Source organism: Nocardia sp. NPDC004860, from assembly GCF_040609015.1.
Classification (GTDB): Bacteria; Actinomycetota; Actinomycetes; order Mycobacteriales; family Mycobacteriaceae; genus Nocardia.
Genome location: NZ_JBEXJI010000019.1, coordinates 125,977 through 149,505 on the forward strand (window position 1 = coordinate 125,977; position 23,529 = coordinate 149,505).

Annotated in this window: 21 protein-coding genes; 5 read left to right on the forward strand and 16 right to left on the reverse strand. The window is 69.6% G+C overall.

Going from position 1 to position 23,529, the window contains the following annotated elements; translation table 11 throughout:
- Nucleotides 1–10: 10 nt before the first annotated feature.
- Nucleotides 11–967 (forward strand): phytoene/squalene synthase family protein, encoded by a 957-nt coding sequence (locus tag ABZV44_RS29440; protein ID WP_354843072.1) that lies wholly within the window; start codon nt 11–13, stop codon nt 965–967.
- A 208-nt stretch (nt 968–1,175) separates the two neighbouring features.
- Here ABZV44_RS29440 and ABZV44_RS29445 read toward each other — a convergent pair whose 3' ends face one another.
- On the reverse strand, nt 1,176–1,544 hold the full coding sequence (locus ABZV44_RS29445; RefSeq protein ID WP_354843075.1) for an Rv2175c family DNA-binding protein: 369 nt from the start codon (nt 1,542–1,544) through the stop codon (nt 1,176–1,178).
- Between the two features lie 108 nt (nt 1,545–1,652).
- Between ABZV44_RS29445 and ABZV44_RS29450 the strand changes: the two genes are divergently transcribed.
- Complete coding sequence (locus tag ABZV44_RS29450) at nt 1,653–3,665, forward strand: PASTA domain-containing protein (RefSeq protein WP_354843077.1); 2,013 nt, start codon at nt 1,653–1,655, stop codon at nt 3,663–3,665.
- Between the two features lie 356 nt (nt 3,666–4,021).
- Here ABZV44_RS29450 and ABZV44_RS29455 read toward each other — a convergent pair whose 3' ends face one another.
- Nucleotides 4,022–5,410: a class II 3-deoxy-7-phosphoheptulonate synthase gene (locus ABZV44_RS29455; protein ID WP_354843080.1), complete on the reverse strand. Its 1,389-nt coding sequence runs from the start codon at nt 5,408–5,410 to the stop codon at nt 4,022–4,024.
- Nucleotides 5,411–5,548: 138 nt separating this feature from the next.
- Between ABZV44_RS29455 and ABZV44_RS29460 the strand changes: the two genes are divergently transcribed.
- Entirely contained in the window at nt 5,549–6,046 is a 498-nt protein-coding gene (locus ABZV44_RS29460) for a polyadenylate-specific 3'-exoribonuclease AS (RefSeq protein ID WP_354843238.1), read from the forward strand.
- A gap of 63 nt (nt 6,047–6,109) precedes the next feature.
- On the opposite strand, the gene ABZV44_RS29465 is transcribed toward ABZV44_RS29460, so the two are convergent.
- The 10 genes from ABZV44_RS29465 to ABZV44_RS29510 all read right to left on the reverse strand — a co-directional run bounded on the left by ABZV44_RS29465 (nt 6,110) and on the right by ABZV44_RS29510 (nt 15,594).
- Nucleotides 6,110–6,835, reverse strand: coding sequence for a lysophospholipid acyltransferase family protein (locus ABZV44_RS29465; RefSeq protein ID WP_354843083.1), 726 nt, complete (start codon nt 6,833–6,835; stop codon nt 6,110–6,112).
- A 283-nt stretch (nt 6,836–7,118) separates the two neighbouring features.
- Nucleotides 7,119–8,123, reverse strand: a complete 1,005-nt coding sequence (locus ABZV44_RS29470) for an ROK family glucokinase (protein ID WP_354843085.1) — start codon at nt 8,121–8,123, stop codon at nt 7,119–7,121.
- Entirely contained in the window at nt 8,120–9,019 is a 900-nt protein-coding gene (locus tag ABZV44_RS29475) for a hypothetical protein (RefSeq protein WP_354843088.1), read from the reverse strand. The genes ABZV44_RS29470 and ABZV44_RS29475 overlap by 4 nt, the downstream gene beginning before the upstream one ends.
- Nucleotides 9,016–10,392 carry an ArsA family ATPase gene (locus ABZV44_RS29480; RefSeq protein ID WP_354843241.1) on the reverse strand — a complete coding sequence of 459 codons (1,377 nt, stop codon included), beginning with the start codon at nt 10,390–10,392 and terminating at the stop codon, nt 9,016–9,018. The genes ABZV44_RS29475 and ABZV44_RS29480 overlap by 4 nt, the downstream gene beginning before the upstream one ends.
- Nucleotides 10,389–10,826, reverse strand: coding sequence for an SRPBCC family protein (locus ABZV44_RS29485; protein ID WP_354843091.1), 438 nt, complete (start codon nt 10,824–10,826; stop codon nt 10,389–10,391). The genes ABZV44_RS29480 and ABZV44_RS29485 overlap by 4 nt, the downstream gene beginning before the upstream one ends.
- A 19-nt stretch (nt 10,827–10,845) precedes the next feature.
- A complete protein-coding gene (locus tag ABZV44_RS29490) occupies nt 10,846–11,238 on the reverse strand; it encodes a polyketide cyclase / dehydrase and lipid transport (RefSeq protein WP_354843094.1) in 393 nt (130 codons plus the stop codon).
- Nucleotides 11,239–11,367: 129 nt separating this feature from the next.
- Nucleotides 11,368–12,522: a glycosyltransferase family 4 protein gene (locus tag ABZV44_RS29495; RefSeq protein WP_354843097.1), complete on the reverse strand. Its 1,155-nt coding sequence runs from the start codon at nt 12,520–12,522 to the stop codon at nt 11,368–11,370.
- A 73-nt stretch (nt 12,523–12,595) separates the two neighbouring features.
- Nucleotides 12,596–13,606, reverse strand: a complete 1,011-nt coding sequence (locus ABZV44_RS29500; RefSeq protein ID WP_354843100.1) for a hypothetical protein — start codon at nt 13,604–13,606, stop codon at nt 12,596–12,598.
- Nucleotides 13,607–13,717: 111 nt separating this feature from the next.
- Complete coding sequence (locus ABZV44_RS29505; RefSeq protein ID WP_354843103.1) at nt 13,718–14,722, reverse strand: NlpC/P60 family protein; 1,005 nt, start codon at nt 14,720–14,722, stop codon at nt 13,718–13,720.
- Between the two features lie 257 nt (nt 14,723–14,979).
- Nucleotides 14,980–15,594: a C40 family peptidase gene (locus ABZV44_RS29510; RefSeq protein ID WP_354843106.1), complete on the reverse strand. Its 615-nt coding sequence runs from the start codon at nt 15,592–15,594 to the stop codon at nt 14,980–14,982.
- A gap of 671 nt (nt 15,595–16,265) precedes the next feature.
- On the opposite strand from ABZV44_RS29510, the gene ABZV44_RS29515 reads away from it, so the two are divergent.
- Nucleotides 16,266–18,005 (forward strand): DEDD exonuclease domain-containing protein, encoded by a 1,740-nt coding sequence (locus tag ABZV44_RS29515; protein WP_354843109.1) that lies wholly within the window; start codon nt 16,266–16,268, stop codon nt 18,003–18,005.
- A gap of 108 nt (nt 18,006–18,113) precedes the next feature.
- Nucleotides 18,114–18,734: a class I SAM-dependent methyltransferase gene (locus ABZV44_RS29520; RefSeq protein WP_354843112.1), complete on the forward strand. Its 621-nt coding sequence runs from the start codon at nt 18,114–18,116 to the stop codon at nt 18,732–18,734.
- Nucleotides 18,735–18,810: 76 nt separating this feature from the next.
- Here the strand turns inward: ABZV44_RS29520 and ABZV44_RS29525 are convergent, their stop codons facing one another.
- From ABZV44_RS29525 to ABZV44_RS29540, 4 genes are all read right to left on the reverse strand, one after another.
- On the reverse strand, nt 18,811–19,770 hold the full coding sequence (locus tag ABZV44_RS29525) for an AraC family transcriptional regulator ligand-binding domain-containing protein (protein ID WP_354843115.1): 960 nt from the start codon (nt 19,768–19,770) through the stop codon (nt 18,811–18,813).
- A 112-nt stretch (nt 19,771–19,882) separates the two neighbouring features.
- On the reverse strand, nt 19,883–21,502 hold the full coding sequence (locus ABZV44_RS29530; protein WP_354843118.1) for a cytochrome bc complex cytochrome b subunit: 1,620 nt from the start codon (nt 21,500–21,502) through the stop codon (nt 19,883–19,885).
- Nucleotides 21,499–22,647 carry a ubiquinol-cytochrome c reductase iron-sulfur subunit gene (locus ABZV44_RS29535; RefSeq protein ID WP_354843121.1) on the reverse strand — a complete coding sequence of 383 codons (1,149 nt, stop codon included), beginning with the start codon at nt 22,645–22,647 and terminating at the stop codon, nt 21,499–21,501. The genes ABZV44_RS29530 and ABZV44_RS29535 overlap by 4 nt, the downstream gene beginning before the upstream one ends.
- Nucleotides 22,644–23,504: a cytochrome c gene (locus tag ABZV44_RS29540; protein WP_354843124.1), complete on the reverse strand. Its 861-nt coding sequence runs from the start codon at nt 23,502–23,504 to the stop codon at nt 22,644–22,646. The genes ABZV44_RS29535 and ABZV44_RS29540 overlap by 4 nt, the downstream gene beginning before the upstream one ends.
- Nucleotides 23,505–23,529 lie beyond the last annotated feature (25 nt).

Here is a 23,529-nt window from a genome sequence, read left to right on the forward strand (position 1 = left end):
CCAGCCCGCCGTGCCCGACCAGACCGTACTGCCGGATCAGTCCGGACGACTCGACCGCGCCTACCGCGACTGCCGCCGGATCGCGGCCGCCCACGGCCGCACCTACTTCCTGGCCACCCGGCTGCTGGAACCGGAGCGAAGACCGGCCGTACACGCGCTGTACGCCTTCGCCCGGATGGTCGACGACATCGTCGACGCGAGCGACGCGCCCAGCCGCGCAGCGGAATCCGCGGCGCGGCTGGATCGGATCGAACACGAGCTGCGGGCCCGCCTGGTGGACGCGCCCATCGACGCGGGCGCCGGGCCCGAGGACCCGGCGCTGCTCGCGGTGTCCGACACCATCCGCCGGTATTCGATTGCCGCCGAACACTTCTGGGTGTTCCTGGACTCCATGCGCATGGACATCCCCGGCGGGCCGCAGTATCGCGACCGCTACCCCACCATGGCCGACCTGCGCGACTACATGCGCGGCTCGGCGGCCGCCATCGGACTGCAACTACTGCCGGTGCTGGGCACCGTCGTCCCGGTGGCCGATGCCGAACCCGCGGCGGCGGCGCTGGGAGAGGCCTTCCAGCTCACCAACTTCCTGCGCGATATCGGCGAGGACCTCGATCGCGGGCGGGTGTATCTGCCCGCCGACGAACTGGCGGCCTTCGGCGTGGACGCCGAACTGCTGCACCACTGCCGGGAATCCGGCCGCACGGACCCGCGGGTACGACGCGCGCTGGTCCACCTGATCGCCATCAACCGCGGCGTCTACCGCCGCGCCACCCCCGGCATCGAACTGCTCAGCCCCCGCGTGCGCCCGGCCATCCGCACCGCGGCCACGCTCTACGGCAGCATCCTCGACGAGATCGAACGCGCCGACTACGCCGTCTTCACCCGCCGAGCGGTGGTACCGCAGCATCGCCGGTTGCGCGTCGCGGCACGGGAACTTGCCACTACACGGCGCATCAACCAGAACTGACCGCGGGCCGCATCGAAACACGACACGGCGCGCAGGTGTTCCGATCCCTACGTGTCAACTGATTTGGCACCGTGCGGGTAACTCGTCGGGTACGCCCAGAAGCCAACCCGCTCCCTACCGCCGGCCCGGCGACCTGCATGAGGGGGCTTCCCCACGACCGGCAAAAGGCGCGGAGAGGCGGATGAGCCGCGGGGAGGCGGGAGGCGGCTCAGAACGGGTCGGCCGCGGCGCGGCGCAGGACCTCACGGGCCAGCGGGCCGTGGATGGCGTCGATGGGACGGCCGGGGAGGCTGTCGTCCTCGGTGTAGATCCACTCGAGGATTTCCTCGTCGGTGTACTTGCCGTCGCGCATCACCGTGATCAGACCGGTCAGATGCTTGGCGACGGCGCCCGTGGAGTCGAAGAACTCCTTCGGGATGCCAGCTACGCCGTCCCGGCGGACGGCGAGGATCTGGTGGTCGCGCAGCATCTGGTGAACCCGCGTGACCACCATGCCCAACTGGTCGGCCACGTCGGGCAGCGGGATCAGGGTCACCGAATCCGGCAAAACGTCTTCGCTGCATGGAAAGGCACTCACGCCGACCACGGTAGTCTCTCGCGTCGCGACCGTCGCATCACACCCCGACGCGACTACCATCGGGTGAGCCGCACCGGGCGGGCTCGGGAAAATCGGAAGGGTTGCAGTTTGATCGGCCAGATGCTGGAAGGGCGCTACCGCATCGACGCGCCGATCGCGCGTGGTGGCATGTCCATGGTGTTCCGGGGAGTGGACACCAGATTGGATCGACCGGTCGCCATCAAGGTGATGGACCCGAAGTTCGCCAGCGACCCACAATTCCTCACCCGCTTCGAGCTCGAGGCGCGGGCGGTGGCCAAACTCAAGCATCCGTCGCTGGTCGCGGTCTACGACCAGGGCGTGGACGGCGACCATCCGTTCCTCATCATGGAACTGGTCGAGGGCGGCACCCTGCGCGAACTGCTGCGCGAACGCGGGCCCATGCCCCCGCACGCGGTGCGCGCCGTCGCCGAACCCGTGCTCTACGCCATCGGCGTGGCCCACGCGGCCGGGCTGGTGCACCGCGACATCAAGCCGGAGAACGTGCTCATCTCCGACTCCGGCGAGGTGAAGATCGCCGACTTCGGGCTGGTGCGCGCGGTCGCCGAAGCCAAGATCACCTCCGACAGCGTGATCCTCGGCACCGCCGCCTACCTCTCGCCCGAGCAGGTCACCAGCGGCACCGCCGACGCCCGCAGCGACGTCTACTCCGCGGGCGTCCTGATCTTCGAAATGCTCACCGGCCGAACACCGTTCACCGGCGACAACTCGCTGTCGATCGCGCTGCAGCGGGTCGAGAAGGACGTGCCCAGCCCGGGCCGTCTGATCAACGGCGTCCCACCGGAAATCGACGAGCTGGTCGCGCACGCCACCGCGCGCGAACCCATGCACCGCTACGCCGACGCCACCGAGATGGCGAACGACCTGCGCCGCATCGCCCGCGAACTGCAGCTGCCCGACTACCGGGTGCCCGCGCCCACCGAATCGGCCGAACATCTCAGCGCCAAGTACCGGGTCGGGCCCACCCCCGCACCGCGCGTACCGGTCTCGCCGCCGTCCCGGCCCCTGCCGGGCGCGGCCGATCTCACCACCCGGCTCCCCGCGGACCCGCCGACCGTGCACATGCAGCCGCAGGCGCAGCAGACCCGGGTGATGACCGCGGCGCGGGAACTCCCGCCGGAGTACCAGCCGCAGCCCGAGTACGCGCCGCCGCCCGGAGCGCCGGGCGGCCGCGGCTACGGCTCGGACCTGATCGAGGATCGCGGCAAGTCGCGGCGCAAGGTCGTCATCTGGTTGAGCATCGTGGTCGCGCTGGCGGTGCTGCTGGGCCTCGGCGGCTGGTGGCTCGGCGTCGGCAGATATTCGGCGGTGCCGTCGATCGCCGGCATGGACACCCAGAAGGCCGTTTCCACACTGCAGGGCGCGGGCTTCAAGACCGAGACCCGGCAGAAGGCCTCGGACATGATCCCGGTGGGCAATGTGGTCGGCACCGATCCGCCCGCGGGCACCCGGGTCACCAAGGGCTCATTGGTCGCCGTGCTGGTCTCCAGCGGCAAGCCGAAGGTCCCCGACATCCAGCCCGGACAGGACGTCACCTCGGTCGACAAGGCCATCAGAGACGCGGGACTGACGCCGGTGGACGCCGGTGAGATGGGCAGTACCGCGCCGAAGGGCACGGTCGCCAAGGTGGATCCGGGGCCCGGCACCGTACTCCCGGCCAATGCCCAGGTGAAGGTCTACCGCAGCAAGGGTTCCCAGCCGGTCAAGGTGCCGGATGTGCGCGGCAAGACCGAGGACGAGGCCAGGACGGCCCTGCAGAAGGCCGGGCTCACCGTCAGCTCCACCCGCGACCAGTACGACGCGAAGATCAAGTCCGGGCAGGTGATCGGCACCGATCCCGCCACGGGCACCAGCACCGAATCCGGCAGTGGCGTGGTCCTCATCGTCAACAGCGCGATCGACATGCCGAACCTGCTGGGCGCCAACGTCTCCACCGCCCGCAGCAAACTGCAGGCCCTCGGCCTCTCGGTCACCGTCCGGCAGCTCGCCAACAACGACAGCTCGATCGTCATCTCGCAGAGCACCGCACCCGGCGACACCGTCCAGCCCGGCTCCACCATCACCCTGGTAGCGATACCGTAGCTGTCCCGCCTCTCCGAGCCTTCAGCGGGCGGCCGGGAGCCGTTGACCGTTATGCATCCGTGCCGGCGGTTGGTTGCCGAACCGATTCCGGGCGTACCCGGTGAGTTACCCGCACCGGTACGAAATCAGTTGTCGCCTTGGGCGACGAGATGCGTAAAGCCAGAGCCCGGACCGCCTATCGCGGTCCGGGCTCTGAGCGTTCTTCACTTCGTTGCGAAGGGCGACAACTGATTTCGTGCCGGTGGGGGTAACTCACCGGGTACGGCCAAAATCGGTTCGGCAACCAACCGCCGGCACGGGTGCACGACCGGCAACGGCTCTCGGCCGCCCGCTCGAGTCCGGGGGAGGCGGGGGAGCTACCGCAGCATCTCCGCTACCAGGAAGGCCAGCTCGAGCGACTGCTGGGTGTTCAGGCGCGGGTCACAGGCGGTCTCGTAGCGCTCCTCGAGGTTGAGGTCGGAGATGTCCTGCGCGCCGCCGAGGCACTCGGTGACGTTCTCACCGGTGAGCTCGATGTGCAGGCCGCCCGGGTGGGTGCCCAGCGCGTGGTGCACCTCGAAGAAGCCCTGCACCTCGTCGACGATGCGGTCGAAGTGCCGGGTCTTGTAGCCGGTCGAGGACTCGTGGGTGTTGCCGTGCATGGGGTCGCACTGCCAGATCACCTGGTGGCCGGTGGCCTGCACCTTCTCGATGATCGGGGGCAGCACGTCGCGGACCTTCTGATTGCCCATACGCGCGACCAGGGTCAGGCGGCCGGGCTCGTTGTTGGGGTCCAGGCGCTCGACGTACTCCACGGCCTGATCGGGCGTGGTGGTCGGGCCGATCTTGAGGCCGATCGGGTTGGCCACCAGCTCCGCGAAGGCGACGTGCGCGCCGTCGAGCTGACGGGTGCGCTCACCGATCCACAGGAAGTGCGCCGACAGGTCGTAGAGCACCGGCTCGCCCGAGACCGGGTGCTCGCTCAGGCGCAGCATGGCCCGCTCGTAGTCGAGCACCAGCGCCTCGTGGCTGGCGTAGAGCCGGGCGCTGGACAGGTTGGGATCGTTGACGCGACAGGCCTTCATGAAGGCCAGCGCGCGATCGATCTCGGTGGCCATCTGCTCGTAGCGGGCGCCGGCCGGGGACTGGCTCACGAACTCGCGGTTCCAGTCGTGCACCTTGTGCAGGTCGGCCATGCCGGCGGAGGTGAGCGCCCGCACCAGGTTCATCGCGGCCGAGGCGTTGGCGTAGGCGCGGACCAATCGCGACGGATCGTGTTCGCGCAGCGCCGCATCCGCGACCAGCGAGTTCACCATGTCACCGCGGTAGGACCGCAGGCCCAGCGAATCGATGTCGGCGGAACGGGGTTTGGCGTACTGACCCGCGATGCGGGCCACCTTCACCACCGGCAGGCTGGCGCCGTAGGTGAGCACCACGGCCATCTGCAGCAGGGTGCGGATATTGCCGCGGATGTGCGGCTCGGTGTTGTCGGCGAAGGTCTCCGCGCAGTCACCGCCCTGCATGAGGAACGCCTCGCCGCGGGCCACCTCGGCCAGGCGCAGGCGCAGCTCCTCGACCTCGGCGGGCACGCAGATGGGCGGCACGCTCTCCAGTACGGTGCGCATCTTGGCGGCCTGCTCGGGATCCCAGGACGGCTGCTGGAGCGCGGGGCGGGCCAGCGCGTCGTCGAGACGCCGACGGAGCTCGGCGGGCAGCGGAGGAAGTTCCGGCAAGCGATCGATCGGTACGTCGACGGTCCAGTTCACCAGTTCAGGATACGGATTGCTCTTGGTGACCCGGAGCACCCCCAGGGCTCGAGTTCCTCACACCCGGTCGCCGCCTACGCTGGGACCCGATGATCTGCCCATCCGACCCGGACCTGAGCTGAGGAGAGACCCATCTCACTGCGGTACTTTTACGATTCGGAATTCATCGAGGACGGGACCGTCATCGACCTCGTGTCCATCGCGGTGGTGTGCGAGGACGGACGCGAGTTCTACGCGGTCTCTACCGAATTCGATCCCGAGAAGGCCGGGCCGTTCGTCCGCCGCAATGTCCTGCCCAAGCTACCGCCGCCGTCCTCGCCGCTGTGGCGTTCGCGCGAGCGCATCCGCGACGACCTCTACAAGTTCCTGGTCCCCCGCCCCGGCGTGGAACCCGAACTGTGGGCCTGGGTCGGCGCCTACGACCACGTGGCGCTGTGCCAGCTGTGGGGCTCCATGGTCGATCTCCCCAACGCGCTGCCCCGCTACACCAATGAGCTGCGCCAGCATTGGGAGCAGCACGGCCGCCCGCCTCTGCCGCCGGTACCGAAGGACGCGCACGACGCGCTCGCCGACGCCCGCCACAACCTCGCCAAATTCGAGGCCATCGAAGCGGCCCGGCGCCTGCGCGCGGTCTGAGATCAGCATGCGAAAGGCCCCGGGAGACTTGGTCTCCCGGGGCCTTCTCGATGGTCCGGCGGGCTAGCCCGCCATGGTCTCCGGAACGCGGTCCGCGTCGGGACGGCTGCCCGACGGCACGCCCTTCTTCAGGCTCGCGGCGTAGACGTCGACGTATTCCTGATCGCCCATCCGCATGAGCTCGTACATGATCTCGTCGGTGACGGCGCGCTCGACGAAGCGGTTGCCGCCCATGCCCTCGTAGCGCGAGAAGTCGATCGGCTCACCGAATTTCACGGTGACCTTGCGCGGCCGCCAGCGGAAAGGACCGGGCGGGCACACCTCGTCGGTACCGATCAGGGCGACCGGGATCACCGGCACTCCGGTCTCCAGGGCGAGGCGTGCCACACCGGTCTTGCCTTTGTAGAGGCGGCCGTCCGGGGAGCGGGTGCCTTCGGGGTACAGGCCCACCAGGCGACCCTCGTCCAGCAGCTTGCGCGCGGTATTGAGGGCGCTCTCGGCGGCGTCCGCGCCGGAGCGGTCGATCGGGTACTGACCGGCACCGGAGAAGAACCATTTCTGCAACCGGCCCTTGAGACCGGGCGTGGTGAAGTATTCGGCCTTGGCCAGATAGGTGATGCGGCGCGGGCTCATCAGCGGGGTGAAGAGCCAGTCGGTGAACGACAAGTGATTGCCGGCCAGAATCGCTGCGCCCTTGGCGGGAATGTTCTCGACGCCCTCAACCTGGGGCCGGTTGACGAGATGCATCCATGGACCCGGGAACACATACTTCAGCAGCCAGTAGAACATCGCGTCCTTTCCCCTGTTTTCGATACCCGGGACCGGCCTCGTTGCGGGCACCACTACTCGCTTGCCTACCCTACTCCACCGCCTCCCCGAACCTTCAGCGGACAGCCCGGAGCCGTTGCCCATCGTGCACCCGTGCCGGCGGTCAAGTGCCGAACCGATTTTGGGGATACCCGACGAGTTACCCCAACCGGCACTGAATCAGTTGTCACTTCGAGTGACGAGACACCAAATCAGTTGCTACTTCTAGCAACGGGACGACAAAGCGGAATCGGTCGGGCGGTGATCAGCGGTGGGCCGGCGCGACCGACACCGGGTCCTGCTGGGCAAGCACCGCTGCGCGGGCCAGTTCGGCAGCGCCGATCATGCCGGCGGCCTCACACAGCTGGGCGGTGCGGATGCGGGCCAGCCGGCGGTGCCGGGCGCCGGTGATGGAGGCCGCGTAATGCTCACGGGCATCGTCGAGGAACAGTGGGGCCGAACTACTCACGCCGCCCGCCACCACGATCAGGTCCGGGTCGAAGATGTCGCTCACGAAGGCCAGGCCCAGGCCGAGCCAGCGCGCGAAATCGGCCATCACGTCGAGGGCGACCGGGTCGCCGTCCTGCGCCGCGCCCGCCACCCGGCGACCGGTCAGCGAGCCCGGATCGCGCCCGGACTCCCGGGCCAGCACCGTGGAACGCTGCGGATCGGTGGCCAGCAGCTCGATCGCGGTGTCCACCAGAGCCGTTCCGCTGCAATACCTTTCCCAGCAGCCGCGCTTGCCGCAGGCGCAGGCGCGGCCGTTGGGCACCACCTGCAGATGCCCGAGTTCCGGTGCGACACCGAAGCTTCCGCGATACAGCTGCCCGTTGCTGAGCAGCGCCGCGCCGATACCGGTGCCGATGGCCACCAGCACCACATTGCGCCCGCCCGCCGCCGCACCGAAGCGATACTCCGCCCACAGCGCGGCATTCGCGTCGTGCTCGAGGATCACCGGCAGGCCGAGGCGGTCGGTGAGCCGCTGCGCGACCGGGGCGTCCTCCCACGGCAGGTGCGGGGCGAAACGCACGGTGGCGCGGTCCTCGTCGACGAAACCCGCCACCGCGAGACCGACCGCGCCGATGGCATGGCGGGAGCACAGGTCACGCACCGCCCGGGCCAGACCGTCCTCGAGGGCGCGGGCGGAATGCGGGGTCGGCGCGGTCACGGTGTCGAGCACCTCGCCCGCGCCGTCCACCACCGACGCCCGAATATTCGTGCCGCCCACATCGATACCCACGGTCAACGGCACGTCCTCACCGCCCGTCATGCCTTGATCGTCACGTCGATGGGCACGTACTTGGCGCGCTTGGACCGCCTTCCACCGGGCTGCGCACCACCGCGACCGGCGGCCGGGCCCGAGTCGCGGGCGGGCTGTCCCGTGGATCCGGCGGGACCGGGCTCGGCGTCCGGGTGCGCGACCGGCGGGCCGAAGGGACGGTCGGGGGCGGGCTGATCGCCGGTCACTCGTCCGCCGGCGGACTCGGTACGGAAATCGTTGCGCGGCACCGCGTCCGGGTCACGCGGGTCACTGCCTCCGGGGCGGCGTGCCGCACCCGGGCCGGGACCGAAGGGGTCGTCCGACGCCTCCGCGGCCGGGTAGGCCTGGGACCGGCTCCGGGCCGCCGCACGGCCCTGCGCACCGGCGAGGAAACGCGCGAACACCGCGGCCAGGCCCGCGGCACCGTGCGGGTCGCCGGATTGCCCGCCGGCACGGGAGAATTCGTCCTCATCGTCCGGGCCGACATCCCCGCGCGCGGCGGCGTCGTCGGCGAACGGCAGATCACCTGCACCGGAGCCCGTTCCGGCGACGTGCGAAAAGTGATGCCACGCTCGATATTCCGGCGATTCCGGATCCAGGTCCGGCGGGATCACCGGATCCACCGGCACACCGGCGAGCGCCTCGCGCAGCACGGTCACGATGGCGGTGCCGTGTTCGGCGATGGCCGCCACCACATCGTGGTGCTCGCCGCGCACGATGGCCGCGGCCGCGCACACGGGACACCAGCTGCAGCTGGACCATTCGGCGCGGCCGTCGGCGGCGGTGCGGCGCAGCACCGGTTCGACGCGTTCGAGGACGGCCTCGGCCAACAGCCGTAGCTCCTCGGCGAATTCGCCGAGATTCTCGTCGGGGTGGCCGGGACGCGGGTGATGCGTGGTGGTCATTTCGGCCAGACCTGAGGATCGGGCCGGAAACGGATCACCAGGTGGTCGCCGTCGAGCTCGGCGGCTTCGACCGTGCACCGCCGCAATACCGGGGCCAGCCGCAACCGCCGCCGGACCCCGTCCGCTCCCACGATCAAATCGTCCTCCACTCGTCCCAGCCGCAGGGTCGACGAATCGACCACCGGCAGATGCATGCGCATCGCGAACACCGAGTGCACGCCCGCCCCGGACTCGAGCCGCACCACCGGCTCGGCGGCGGTACTCGTCTCGGGGCCGGGCAGCACACCGTCGGCATCTGTGCCAAGCATAGGGACCGGACGCCCTCCCACCCAGTTACCACTCGCGTCCACCGCGTAGGACAGCGCCGCCAGCGAGCCGATCCCCACCGGTTCGGCTCCCGCATGCGCCACGACCTGGACCGGAACCCCGGGCAACCGCTTGCGCAGCTCCCCTGCGACATCGAGTTGCTCGCCGCGCCGGTTGAAATACCACTGCACCGCCGGATGCGGCGGCTCGACCGGATGCGGGGCGGGCATCTCGGGGAGCACCTTGTTCACCAGCACCGCGTCCAGGCGGAGACCCAGCAGCGCCGCCGCCGAGCGCACCCGCGCCGACTCGGCCACCGCGACCAGTTCCGCGGCGGTCACCAGGCGGGCGCCGGTGCGGGCCTGATCCGCCAGCAGGTCACGGGCTTCCGTCACCGCCTGCACGATCTGCTCGACGGTCACCGCCAGCACCGCCTTGCGGAAGTCCGCGCCGATCGCCTCCATCGTCCTGGTGTGCGCGGGCCACACCCGCTCCAGGTAACCGAGCACGGTGTCCGGCATGGTGACGATGCGCAGCATGTCCGCCGACGGCGGGCAGTCCACCACGATCACATCCCACCGCGCGTCGTTGGCGAACCGCGTGATCTCCAGCATGGCCAGCAGTTCCTGCACCCCCGGCAGCCCGGTCAGCTCCGCGGGATCCAGTGCCCCCAGATCGAATCCGTGCTCGTGCCCGGCCCCGGACGCCATGACCAGCACCTGCCGGAACCGATCCTCCAGCAGCGCAAGCGAATCCACCTCGATGACATCCAGCGCCGGCTCGGCGTCGGGGCCGCGGACGTCCGCGAAAGCCGGTGCCGGGCTGTGGAACATGGGGAGTGGCAGAGTGGCGACCGCGGGGGTCGCGCCGTGGCGCAGGCGGTAGCCCAGGGCATCGCCGAGGGAGTGGGCCTGGTCCAGGGAGGCCAGCAGGACGCGGCGGCCGTTGCGGGCGTAGGCGAGTGCGGTCGCGCAGGCCAGGGTTGTTTTTCCGACACCGCCCTTGCCGATGAACAGCTCGACGCGGGTGGCGGGGTGCGGCGAGCGTTCGGTACCGCCGGCGGTCAGCCTTCGACCCGTTTCTTGAGTTCCTTGAGGGCGGTGTCGGTGATGACCTTCTCCGCTTTGCGTTTGAACATGCCGATCATGGGGATGTTCAGATCCACGGTCAGTTCGTAGACCACCTGGGTGGTGCCGTCGGGCAGCGCGATCAACTCGTAGGTGCCGTCCTGTGCCTTCTGCAGGTCACCCGACACCAGGCTCCAACTCACCGCACGGCCGTCGGGCCGCCAGGTGTAGGACAGGGTGTAGGTGTCCTTCACGACGCCGGCGTCCAGCACGAAGCGGGCGGTGCGGGCGCGGCCGTCCGGCGATTTGTCCAGCACCTCGACCGAGCGGGCCGCGGAGACCCATTCCGGATACGACTCCAGGTCGGCGATGACCGCCATCACTCGATCCGAGGGGGCGTCGATCACGATCGACCTCTGAGTTCGATCGGCCATGGGCGGCAACGCTTCCTTTCTAGTGAGCGGCCGCGGGAGCGACCCCGGCCTTGCGCCCCGCCTCGAGGCGGGCCTTGATCTCGAAGGACATGGCCTTGCCCGCGACGCGGCGAGTCCGGTTCACGGCCAGCAGCTCACGTCCGGACATACCGCCGACGCCGCCGCGGGGTTCGGCGTGCATGAAGTAGTGCATGATGACGCCGTCCAGCATGGGCTCCAGCCAGACCTCCATGGTGCCGTCCGCACCACCGCTGACGGTCCAGCGAATTCCCTTGTCGCCCCGGTCTTCCCGGACCTGCAACTGCAGATCGGGCCACCAGCGGCGCCAGCGGGCACGATCGGCCAGCACCTCGGCCACGGCCGTGCCCGGCGCGGCGACGAATGTCTGGTCGGCAACCTGGATACTGCTCACGGTGCCTATCTTGCCCTACGCTTCGCTCCGGGCGGGTTCGCGGCCCCGAAGTCTCGATTCTTCCCTCCTCCGCTCCTCCGCTTCGCTCCCCCGCTCCGTCGGTCCAGAATCGAGACGGCCGCGAACCTTTCAGTGTTGTCTCAGTGCGGTTTCTGTCGGATTCAGTAGATGCTGTAGTCGCGCGCCCATCAGGTCCCAGCGCCACTGCTGCTGCACCCAGGCGCGCCCGGCCGCGCCCATACGGGCGGCGGCGTCCCGGTCGGAGAGGATGTCGACGATGGCGTCGGTGAGCTCTTCGGCGGAGCGGCCGTTCACCACCCGTCCGGTCTCACCCTCGCGCACGGTTTCCGGCGCGCCACCGGAATTGCCCGCCACCACCGGCACTCCCGTGGCGGAGGCCTCCAGGAACACAATGCCCAGGCCCTCGACGTCCAGGCCGAAACCACGGGTGCGGCAGGGCATAGCGAACACGTCGGCGATGGTGTGGTGGGCGGCGAGCTCGCCCGACGGGACGCGTCCGGCGAAGACCACGTCATTGCCGAGGCCCATGACCTCGGCGAACTGCCGCAGCTTCTGCTCGTACGGCCCGCCGCCGGCGATGACCAGCACCGCCCCGTCGACCCGCCTGCGAATCTCGAGCATGGCCGTGATCAGCATGTCCTGGCCCTTGCGCGGCACCAGCCGCGACAGGCACAGAATGGTCGGCCGGTCCCCCAGCCCGTAGCGGGCCCGCAGTTCGGCGCGGGCGGCCGGATCCGGCTTGAACACCTCCGAATCCACGGCGGGGGGCAGGTATTCGAGCGCGGCCTGCGCCCCGAACGCGGACGAGAACCGCCGCCGCGTGTATTTGCTGACATAGGTGACGACATCGGTGTGATCGCCGATGACCCGCAGCGCCTGCCGCGCCGCGGGCAACATCGACCAGCCCACCTCGTGCCCGTGCGTGGACGCCAGGATCCGCTCCGCGCCCGCCTGGCGCAGCACCGGCGACAGCAGCGCCAGCGGCGCCGCCGCCCCGAACCACACCCGATCGCACTTCTCGTCGCGCATGAGCTTCTTGGCCCGCCGCGCCACCAGCGGCGTCGGCAGCATCAGTGTCGTCGGATGCCGGACCACCTGAAAGGGCTGCTGCGCATCGAACTTCCAGTGACTGTCGCCCCGCCACCGCGGCGCGTACACCACCAGCTCGTCGGCGGGCAGCTGCCGGGCGAGCGCATGCAGATACGACTGAATCCCACCCGGTCGCGGCGGGAAATCATTGGTAACCAGCAGAGTTCGCCCCATGCCGTCAAACCTACTGCACCCGGGGCCCGCACTCCTCCCACCCCGAAACCTCGCACCCCCGGGCCTCCGAGTGCTACGCGCCTTCGGCGGTACGGGTGGCGAGCCAGGCGCGCCAATCGGTGACGAGGTCCTGGTAGCCGGTGCCGAGGATGGCGCGCAGGGCGGTGTCGACGGCGGCGCGGTCCTTCGGGCCCGACGCCAGTTGGCGGTAGAGCGCGACGAGTTTCGGGTCGCCGTACCGGTCGGCTATGAAAGCGCAGACGGACCAGCCCTGTTCGTAGGCCAGGGAGGCTTGGCCGCTGGTGGGCTCGAACATGGCGTCGGGCGGGAGGTCGGCGGGGAGGTCGCCGGCGCGGGCGCGGGTGGTCAGGGTGGGGGCGATATCGGTGATGGGCCGGCGCAGGTTGCGATGGGCCGAATACTCGGCGAAGCCCTCGAGCGTCCACATCGGGGAGCCGTCGACGGTGACCGCGCGCGAGGCCATGTGGGTGAGTTCGTGCCGCAGCACCGAGCGCAGGCCGTCGGGTCCCAGGCGGCGTCCGGCGTCGGGTCCGAAAACCACGCGCTGGCCGGTCAGTTGGGTGCCGGGGCGGAAGGGGTCGGCGACGGTCGAGGCCGCGACCTCGGCGGGCACGTCACCGGCGGCGTGGGTGAGGGCGGCGAATTCGGAGACGCTGGACGCCACCACCACGACGGGGGCCTGATTCCAGTCCGGACCCCACAGCGCGGTGACCGCGGCGGTGCTCGCCGCGAGTTCCCCTGCCAGCACATCGATATCGGCGCGCTGCCCGGAATGACCGAGCACGACACCGATCCGCCCCGACCCGGTAGCCGTGGTCTCGGCGACCACCCTGCCGTAGCTCTCCATGGTCCGCTTCACCTGCGGCACCTGAGGATCGGAGGCCGTGGCCTGACCCGAGTCCTGCCCCGGTACCACCGCACGCAGCTTGGGCAGCACCGAGTTCGGCAGCATGAGCAGCGCCCCGCAGGCCGCGGTCAGCGCGCTGACCATGACCAGGGTGGCGACGAACTGGAACCGCCGCCGCGCCGCCAGCCAGCCGCGCATCTGCCGCAGCGCGCTCATCGCCACCTCGTCGTGATCATGCTCTGCGCATCGGGCACGAGTGGGGACCCCACGTGGTTCCGCAAGCTGCCTCCTCCGGGTCCTGACCACTCATGCCGGGTCCGCGAGAGCTCAGAACCGGCGCGCCGAATGGAACGGTGTGGAGCTCATCGGCGCGACCTGAACCGGTATGCCGAAAGTCGAAGCGTGCAGCATCAATCCGTTGCCGGCATAGATGCCCACATGCGAGATGTCAGAGTAGAAGAAGACGACGTCTCCGGGCTGGAGGTCCTTCTCGTCGACCGGCGTGCCGTAGCTGGACTGCTGCTGGCTGGTGCGCGGCACGTTCTTGCCGACCTGGTGGAAGGCCCACTGCACCAGGCCGGAGCAGTCGAACTGGTCGGGACCGGTGGCGCCCCAGACATAGGGATCGCCGACGCGGGTGAGGCCCGCGGCCAGCGCGCTGGTGCCGGAACCGGGCACCAGGCCGCGGAGCAGGCTGTCGCGATCGAAGCCGGGCGGGAACATGGAGCCCGCGAGCGCGGACTTGTCACCGGCGGAGAGCTGACCCCAGGCGGCGATCACCTGAGCCATGGATCCTTGCAGCGCAGCACGTTTGGATTCCAGGTCCTTGCGGACCGCGTCGGCGGCGGCGCTGGCGGCGCGCGCGGTGTCGGCGGCGGAGCGGGCGGCGGCCTCGGCGACCGAGGCCGCGTCGGTGGCCTTCTCGTACTGGCCCAGTTGATCATTCGTGCGCGCGCCCACGAAGTCCACGATGGACATCTGGTCGAGCAGCTGCTGCGGCGAATTGCTGACCAGTAGCGAAGTGAGCCGGTTGGTGCGGCTGCCGAGCAGCGCGGAGGTCGCGGCCCGATCGATGACCGGTTGGTAGCGACGGATCTCCGCCTTGGCCGCATCCAGGGTGGCGGCCGCGTCGGCGGCCCGCTGGTCGGCGACGCCGGCGGCGGTGGCCTTGGTGTCCAGATCGGACTGCGCGTCGAGCGCCTGCTGATTGAGCTGTTCGGATTGCCGCGACAGATCGATGAGCCGCTGCACCGCTTCCCCAGCAGATGCCGGTGCGGAGGCCGGGTCGGCTGTCGCGGATCCGAGGCCCAGGGTGCCGTAGGTGCCGACCATGAGTGCACCTACCGTGAGGGCTTCACCCACCAGTCGCCTGGTTCGCTGACTGTGTGTCCGATGATGTCGCTGCTGCGCTGCCACCGCTGGTGTCGTCCCGTTCTCTTACCCCGAGCCGGTTCAGAAGGTCTCGGTAAGATTACGAAACGGCGACCGCTTGTGTCCAGCAGGCCACGGAATCATCACGGTCGCCGCCTCTTCCGCAGGTCGGCCGCCTGCGGTCGGCTACGGGGAAGACTCCCCGGTCGAGCAGGGGATCAGATGCGGCGCGCGCCCGCGAACGGCATCGAGGAGACCGGGGCGACCTTCACCGGCTGACCCGAGGTCGACGCGTGCACCACATTGCCGTCGCCGACGTAGATGCCGGAGTGGCTGCCGCCGTAGAACGACACCACGTCGCCGGGCTGCAGATCGTCGAACGACACCGGGCTGCCGGTGTTGAGCTGCTCATAGCTGGTGCGCGGCAGGCTGACTCCGGCCTGCGCGTAGGACCACTGCACCAGACCGGAGCAGTCGAAGGCGTCCGGGCCGGCGGCGCCGTAGACGTAGGGGTCGCCGACGCGGCTCAGGGCGGCGTTGACCGCGGCCTGACGCGGGCCGCTCTGCGGCGCGGGGGCGGCCGGGCCCCACGGGGTGATGATGCCGGGGATGGCGGGGATGTTGACCGGGAGGCCCGGGATGCCGGCGGGCAGCTGGATCTGGTCGGGCACGTCGATGGTGCCGACCGGAGTGTTCACCGGCTGGGCCGACGCGGGGGTCGCTGGCAGCAGCAGCGCGCTCACCGCGGCGGCGCCGACGGCACCGGCCGCAGCGGCACGACGCGCAGTGCGCTGCATGCCCTGGACCTGTCGCTTGACGGTGGTGGTCGCCATGATGAGGTACTTCCAATCTCCCCCGCGACGCCGCACCCGGTGGTGCGTCGGACTCCGCGAGGTCTCAGGAAGATTACGAGTCCATAACGGTGCTTTGTAAAGCCGAGACGGACGGCCCATCGGTCGAAATTGTTACGCGACCCTATTTCGGTGCGATAAACGTCACAGCAATCACGAAACGATAACAGCGGCCATTTTCCAGGGAGCGCACCAATAGCTACCGGCGAGTAGCCAGCGCTGACCCGAGGCCCTCCCGACCTCGACAAATTACGCATAACACAAGGTCAGGGCCATGGCCGCCGACCTGGGCGATTCCGACACGCCCACGCGACACGCCCGACCGCAGGACAGCGGGGCGGCACACGCCGGAGGCCGGTGCGAATCGACCACCCCCACGCCGGTGATTGATTCACTTTCCGAATAACTGTGACCCTGACCACAATCTCGCATATTTCCGCATTTTGGGGATTTCATCTCGAGAATCTCCACCACTTATTCAGAGCTTTCCCCAGGTCGCGCGGAGCAACTCCCGGGGCCCTGCCCGAGTTCCCGGCCCGACCTGCGGAAAGTGCCGGATCACGCGTTCCCGGAGACGGTCACGACCCTCCGGAGCTGCGGTGAATGCCTTGGCGGGGAAAGGTTGTCGGACCCTGCGCCTAGGCTTCCCGTCCGTGTCCGGACAGCTGGCCTTCGACGAGCTCGAAACCCCGCTCTATGACACGACGTTCGTGGTGGTGGACCTGGAGACGACCGGCACCAGCCCCGAGGGCGACTCGATCACCGAGATCGGCGCGGTCAAGGTGCGCGGCGGCGAGGTGCTCGGCGAGTTCGCGACCCTGGTGAATCCCGGCTGCGCGATTCCACCGCAGATCGTGCAGATCACCGGGATCACGACCGCCATGGTGGTGGACGCGCCTCGCATCGAGCAGGTGCTGCCCGGGTTTCTGGAATTCGCGCGCGGGGCGGTGCTGGTCGCCCACAATGCCCGCTTCGATACCGGATTCCTGAAGGCCGCCGCGGCCCGGTGCGAATTGCCCTGGCCCGCTTTCCAAACGCTGTGCACGGTCCAGCTGGCGCGGCGGGTGCTCGGCAAGGACGAAGCGCCCTCGGCCAAGCTCTGGTACCTGGCCCAGCTGCTGGGCGCCGAGACCCGGCCCACGCACCGCGCCCTCGACGATGCCCGCGCCACGGTGGACGTGCTGCACGCACTCATCGCCCGGGTGGGCAACCAGGGGGTGCAGAGTCTCACCGAGCTGCTCGACTATCTGCCCGAGGTGACACGCCGCCAACGCGCGAAACGTGTGATGGCGGCGGATCTTCCGGCCACGCCCGGGGTGTACCTGTTCCGCGGGCCGTCGGACGAAGTCCTCTATATCGGGACGGCGGTGAATCTGCGCCGTCGTGTCCGCACCTACTTCACCGGTTCCGACACCCGCCCGCGCATGCGCGAGATGGTGCAGCTGGCCACCCGGGTCGACCATGTCGAGTGCTCGCACGGCCTGGAGGCGGGTGTGCGGGAGCTGCGGCTGCTGCTCGCCCACACCCCGCCCTACAACCGGCGATCGAAGTTCCCGCAACGCGCCTGGTGGCTGACGCTGACCGACGAGCCGTTCCCGCGGTTCGCGGTCTCGCGCACCCCGGCCCGGGACGCGCTGGGCCCGTTCACCTCTCGCGCCGACGCGCTGGAGATCGCCGCCACCGTCGCCGAACAGTCCGGCCTGCGCACCTGCACCACCCGCATCCCGCGCACCGGCCGCCATGATTGCCCGCCGGCGGTGGTCGGCGGTTGCCCCGCGAGCGCCCACGGCAGCCCCCTATATATAGAGGAGTACGAGCGAGCTCCGGCCATGGTCCGCGCCCTGTTCGCGGGCGCCGACGACGCCCTGCTGCACGCGATTGCCGAGCGGCTCGAAAGCCTTTCCACCGCAGAACATTTCGAGGCCGCAGCGCGGCTGCGGGATCGCACCGTGACGGTAATCCGTGCCCTGCGCCGCACCCAGCGCCTGGTCGCCCTGGCGGCCATCCCGGAACTGATAGCTGCCCGCCCCGACGGTGCGGGTGGCTGGGAGTTCGCGATCATCCGCCACGCCCGCCTGGCCGCCGCGGGCACCGCCGTGCGCGGCATCTCCCCCATGGCGGTGGTGGATCGCCTGGCGGCCGCCGCCGAAACCGTCATCCCGCCCCGCCTCCCCGGCCCGGACGACGAGCCCGCCTATCCCCCACTGCGCGGGGCACTTCCGGAGGAGGCGGGCCTGCTGGTCCGCTGGCTCGAACAGCCCGGCACCCGCATCGTCCGCACCACCGACGGCTACGGCGAACCCCGCCGCGGCGCGGGCGCCTGGTTCGACTGGGTCACCCGCGCCGAAGCCGCCGCCCAGATCACCACCCCGGACCAGTCCCCACGAGGCTGATGACCAGCGCGGTGAAAACGCGCGGCTTCGAGGCCATTCCGGGGTAGGTGCGGATGTGAGTACCGCAACGTGCGGACGGCGGAAGCGGCGCGCTGCCAGAATGGCGGGATGTATGTGCCAGATGCGGAGCGCTGGAATCACAACATCGAGTACCACCCACTGCTGGCGGCGGCGGTCGCGGGGGCGCGGGAGGTGCTGGACGTCGGGTGCGGGGAAGGCATGCTGGCCAGGCGGATTCGACGGGGCGGGGCCGCGGTGACCGGGATCGATCCCGACGCGCGGAGTATCGAGCTGGCCCGGGACCAGTCCGGGGCGGACGACGTCACCTATCTCCAGGCGGATTTTCTCGAGTACCCCTTCGAGCCGGAGTCGTTCGACGGCATCGTGTCCATCGCGGCTCTGCACCACATGGACACCGTCAAGGCGCTCACCCGGATGCGGGAGCTGCTGCGGCCGGGCGGGACCCTGGCCGTGGTGGGGATGGCGCGCAACGACTTTCCGGCGGATCTCCCGTGGGAGGCCGCCGCCCTGCTCACCAGTTTCAAGGACCGGCTGTTCCGGGCGCAGTGGGCGCACCCCTCGCCGGTGGTGTGGCCGCCACCGCAGACCTATGCCGAAACGCGGCGGACGGCCGCCGAGATCTTGCCGGGCGTGCGCTACCGACGGCACGTACTGTGGCGGTTCTCACTGGTGTGGACCAGGCCGAATCCGGCTGCGCCGCAGGGTTAGCCGCCGAAGTGGGTCAGCGCCGACCGCGAGTGCGGCACGTCGGCAGGAACCCGATCGCGCACTGTCGACTCCCTCGCTAGCGCGGGATGTCGTGGGTGCGGCCGGGCTGGGCGCCCGGGCGCCCTCGGTAACCAGGGCCGAAAATGGGCTGGGCAGGTGCACCGACCATGCGGGCGACGGTCTCGGTGGTGAGTCCGAGCTCGAAGAGTTCGGCAGCGAGCTGCTGCCGGATCTGATCGACCAGGCCGCGAAAGCTGATGTGCTGGTCGGCGAGTCGGCGGTGCAGTCCGCGTTCGGACAGTGTGAGTTCCAGGGCGACCTCGGCGAGCGACGGCGCGGTCGCGGGGGTCCGTAGCAGCACTCGGCGCACCTGCGCTGCCGGACCGGTGTATCGATGCCGGCGGTCCAGTGCCAGCTCGCACTGCTGGACGCACAGCGCACCGGTGTGCGCGTCCGGCGGCCGGGCGGGGTATGCGAGCACCTCGGGCGGCACGGTGAACCCGCCTCGGCCGGGCCCGAATTCGAGGCCGAGCAGCACATCGGTGTCCGGGACCAGCGCCGAGACCAGCGTGCAGGCGGCGGTCAGATCGCGGGCCAGCAGGAACGCCCGCACTTCGCCGCGCACCTCCCCGTCCCCGGCTGTGACCGTCAGCCCCGCCTCGGTCTCGGTGAACGACGGCCCGAATCGGACGGAGGTCACCGCGAAGTACCCGGGCAGCAGCCGGATCGCCTCCCGCACGGTCGGACTCGTCATCATGGCGTAGCCCACGATCCCCGCGCCGGGGAGCGCGTACCGCCGCCCGGTCGCGGCCCCCAGTTCGGCCGGGTCTCCCCCGTGCGCGATCAGATTCCGGATGACCCGCAGTTCCTGGCCCGACCGCACCTGTGCGCCCGGTTCTTCCAGGTCACTGCGCCGCAGCCCCGTCCCGGCCAGGCAGGCCGAGGCCGGAATCCCCTGTGCCCGACCGGTCTCCACCGCATAGCGGGTCGCCACCGCGGGCCGGGCTACCGCCCGTCGATCCGGCTGGACGGCCATAGTCCGGAAGCTAACAGGTCCCGGTCACCTTGTCATCCGATCGGCCGAGTCCCGGAACGGGGAAGGCCCCGAGTCGAATTCGACTCGGGGCCTTCCCGTGTGACGGCGAGGATCAGTGCTCGTGCTTGCCGGCGGCGGCGTTCTGCGCCTCCTCCAGCACCTCGAGCATCTTGTGCTCTTCCTCGTGGGCGACGGCGACCAGGTCCGCCTGCTCCGACGCGGGGTCGGCGCGCAGGAAGGAGCCGGTGCCGGGCTTGCCCGCGGAACCCAGCTTGGCCATCTTCTTGGGCACCGGGGCGCCCTGGTACTCCAGCGGGATCGGGTGGCCGTGCGAGTCGACCGGGCCCAGCGGCTGGTGCACCTCGATGTACTCACCGTGCGGAAGCCGCTTGATGACACCGGTTTCGATGCCGTGCTCGAGCACCGCACGGTCACTGCGCTGCAGGCCGATGCAGAACCGGTACGCCGCGAAGTACGCGAGCGGCGGGGCCAGCAGCAGCGCGATGCGGAAGAACCAGGTCGTCGCGTTCAGCGAGATGTCGAACTTGAGCGACAGGATGTCGTTCACACACGCCAGGGTCAGCACCAGGTAGAACGCGATGGCCATGGCACCGATGGCGGTGCGGACCGGCACGTCGCGCGGACGCTGCAGCAGGTTGTGGCGGGCGGTGTCGCCGGTGAGGCGCTTCTCGATCCACGGGTAGGCGATCAGCACACCGAACACCGCACCCATGATCAGCGCGACCCAGAACGGCGCCGGGACCGTGTAGCGGCCCAGGTACAGCTCCCACGGCGGCATGAGACGCGCCATGCCGTCGGTCCACATCATGTAGAAGTCCGGCTGCGAACCCGCCGAGACCTGAGACGGGTTGTAGGGACCCAGGTTCCAGATCGGGTTGATCTGGAACACGCCACCCATGATGGCGACGACACCCAGGGTGAACGCGAAGAACGCGCCCTGGTCGGCGGCGAACACCGGGATGATGCGGGCGCCGACGACGTTCTTCTCGGTGCGGCCCGGTCCGGGGAACTGGGTGTGCTTCTGGTACCACACCAGCGCGACGTGCGCGGCGATGAGCGCCAGGATGATGCCCGGCAGCAGCAGCACGTGCGCGATGTACAGACGCGGAATGATGATGGTGCCCGGGAAGTCACCGCCGAAGATCAGCCAGTGCATCCAGGTGCCGATGACCGGGATGCCCATGGTGATACCACCGAAGGCGGCGCGCAGACCGGTGCCGGAGAGCAGGTCGTCCGGGATCGAGTAGCCGAAGAAGCCCTCGAACATGGCCAGGATGAGCAGCAGCGAGCCGATCACCCAGTTGGCCTCACGCGGCTTGCGGAAAGCGCCGGTGAAGAAGATGCGGAACAGGTGGATGATGATCGACGACGCGAACAGCAGCGCCGCCCAGTGGTGCACCTGGCGCACGAACAGACCGCCGCGCACCTCGAAGGAGATGTTCAGCGCGGTCTCGTAGGCCCGCGACATGGTGACACCGCGCAGGGGCTGGTAGGCGCCCTGGTAGACGGTCTCCGACATGGACGGGTCGAAGTACAGCGTCAGGTAGATACCCGACAGCAGCAGGATGATGAACGCGTACAGCGCGATCTCACCGAGCAGGAACGACCAGTGGGTCGGGAAGACCTTGTTGATCGATCGTTTGGCGAACGCCGCGAGGCGGTAACGCTCGTCCATCTCGTTGGCCTGGACGGCCACTTTGCTAGGGCTCATGAACGACGCTCCCAGTAGGCCGGGCCGAGGGGCTCGATGAAGTCGTGCTGGGCGACCAGGTAGCCATCGGCGTTGACGGTGATCGGCAGCTGCGGCAGCGCACGCGCGGCGGGACCGAAGACCGGCTTACCCCACTCGGTCGCGGAGAACTGCGACTGGTGGCAGGGGCACAGGATCCGGTTGGTCTGCTGCTCGAACAGCGAGGTGGGGCAGCCGAGGTGGGTGCAGATCTTCGAGTAGGCGAAGTAGTCGCCGAAGTTGAAGCTCTCCTGCCCCTTGCGCTTGATGGCGTGCTCGGCATCGTGGGTGCGCAAGCGAATCAGCATGACCGCGTTGCGGATACCGCGCAGCGATTCCAGCGTCTTGTGCTCGTCACCGCGCCAGGATTCCTTCCAGGGGAAGACGGTCTCCATGGCGCCGGCGTCCAGATCCTCCGGCTTGACCAGGACGATGTCCTCGGGACGGCCGGTGTCGCGACGCAGATAGATGGTCTCGCCCGGGTAGTCCGGGGTCCAGCCCGAGACCCACAGCGGCGACTTGTCGCGCTTGGCCCACGGGTTCTTGATCATGCCGCCGACGAAGACGAGCAGCGCGCCGACGCCCATGACGCCCACGCCCAGGCCCGCGGTGCGGGTGATGAGCTTGCGGCGGCCCAGGGTCGAGGTCTCGGCGGCGTCCTGCAGCTGCGCGACCAGGGTGCGCCGGTCGACCTCCTTGGACGTGCCGTCGTGGCGGTCCTGGATGGAGATCTCGGCGGGGATGAAGTGCTTGCGGATCAGCACCACCGCGACGCCGACGGCCAGCACGGCGATGCCGAGGGTGAGGCCGTAGAGCGGGGTGGTCAGCGTGTACATGCCGTTGCCGTCCTGGTGACGGCCCTTGTACTCCCAGGGCCAGAACAGGAAGACACCGATCAGCGCGGCACCCGCGAGCGCGGAGATGCCGAACCAGAGCGCCACCCGGCGCTCGGCGCGCTTCTCGGCCCGGGTACCCGGGACCGGCCAGCGCGGGGCACGGTAGGCGACGTCGACGCCGTCCAGCTCGGTGCCGAGCTTGACCAGCTCGTCCCGCGACATGGCGTCGAGCTGCTCATCGGTGGGTTCGGTGGGGTTGTCCCCCATGCTGTTTCGCTCCTGTTCACTCATGACCGGGAACCGATCCACATCGCGGAGCCGACCAGGACCACGATGCCGACGACCCAGATGGCCAGGCCCTCGGTCGCGGGACCGAAGCCGCCGAGGCCGTAGCCGCCCTCGGACGGGGTCTCCATGCGGTCCTTGATGTAGGCGACGATGTCCTTCTTCTCGTCCGGCGTCAGCTGCCGGTCGGAGAACCGGGGCATGTTCTGCGGGCCGGTCAGCATGGCCAGGTAGAGCTGCTGCTCAGTGGCCTCTTCCAGCGGCGGCGCGAACTTGCCGGACGACAGCGCGCCACCCTTGCCGGTGAAGTTGTGGCAGGAGGCGCAGTTCATGCGGAACAGCTCGCCACCGCGGCCGAGGTCACGGTCCTCGACGATGGACTCCTGCGCGATCTCGCCGTTGCTGTCGCGCAGCACGGTGGGACCGCCGCCCTGGGACTGGACGTACGCGCCGAGCGCGTCGGTCTGGTGCGCGTCGAACTTCGGGGGCTTGCGCACGATCTGCGCCTCGTTGCGGGCGGCGGGCATACGACCGGTGGAAACCTGGAAGTAGACCGCGGCCTCACCGACGCCGATCAGGCTGGGGCCGCGATCCTGGACACCCTGCAGGTTGGCACCGTGGCAGGTGACGCAGGAGGTGTCGTAGATCTGCTTGCCCTCGCGGATCAGCGCGGACTGGTCCTCTTTCGCGGTGGCGACCTGAGCCTGCGGGGTCAGGGCCGACGCCGCGAAGCCGGCTCCGACGAGGCCCATCAGGAGGACCAGACCGCCGGCCAGCTTCCGGCGCATCCGGCGCTGCTTGCGGATCTTGGTGGCCTGGCCGATCCCCTCGGGATCTGGCGCTGACGGGGGAGATGAACTCATCTGTGTCCCTTTGGAGTAGACGGAA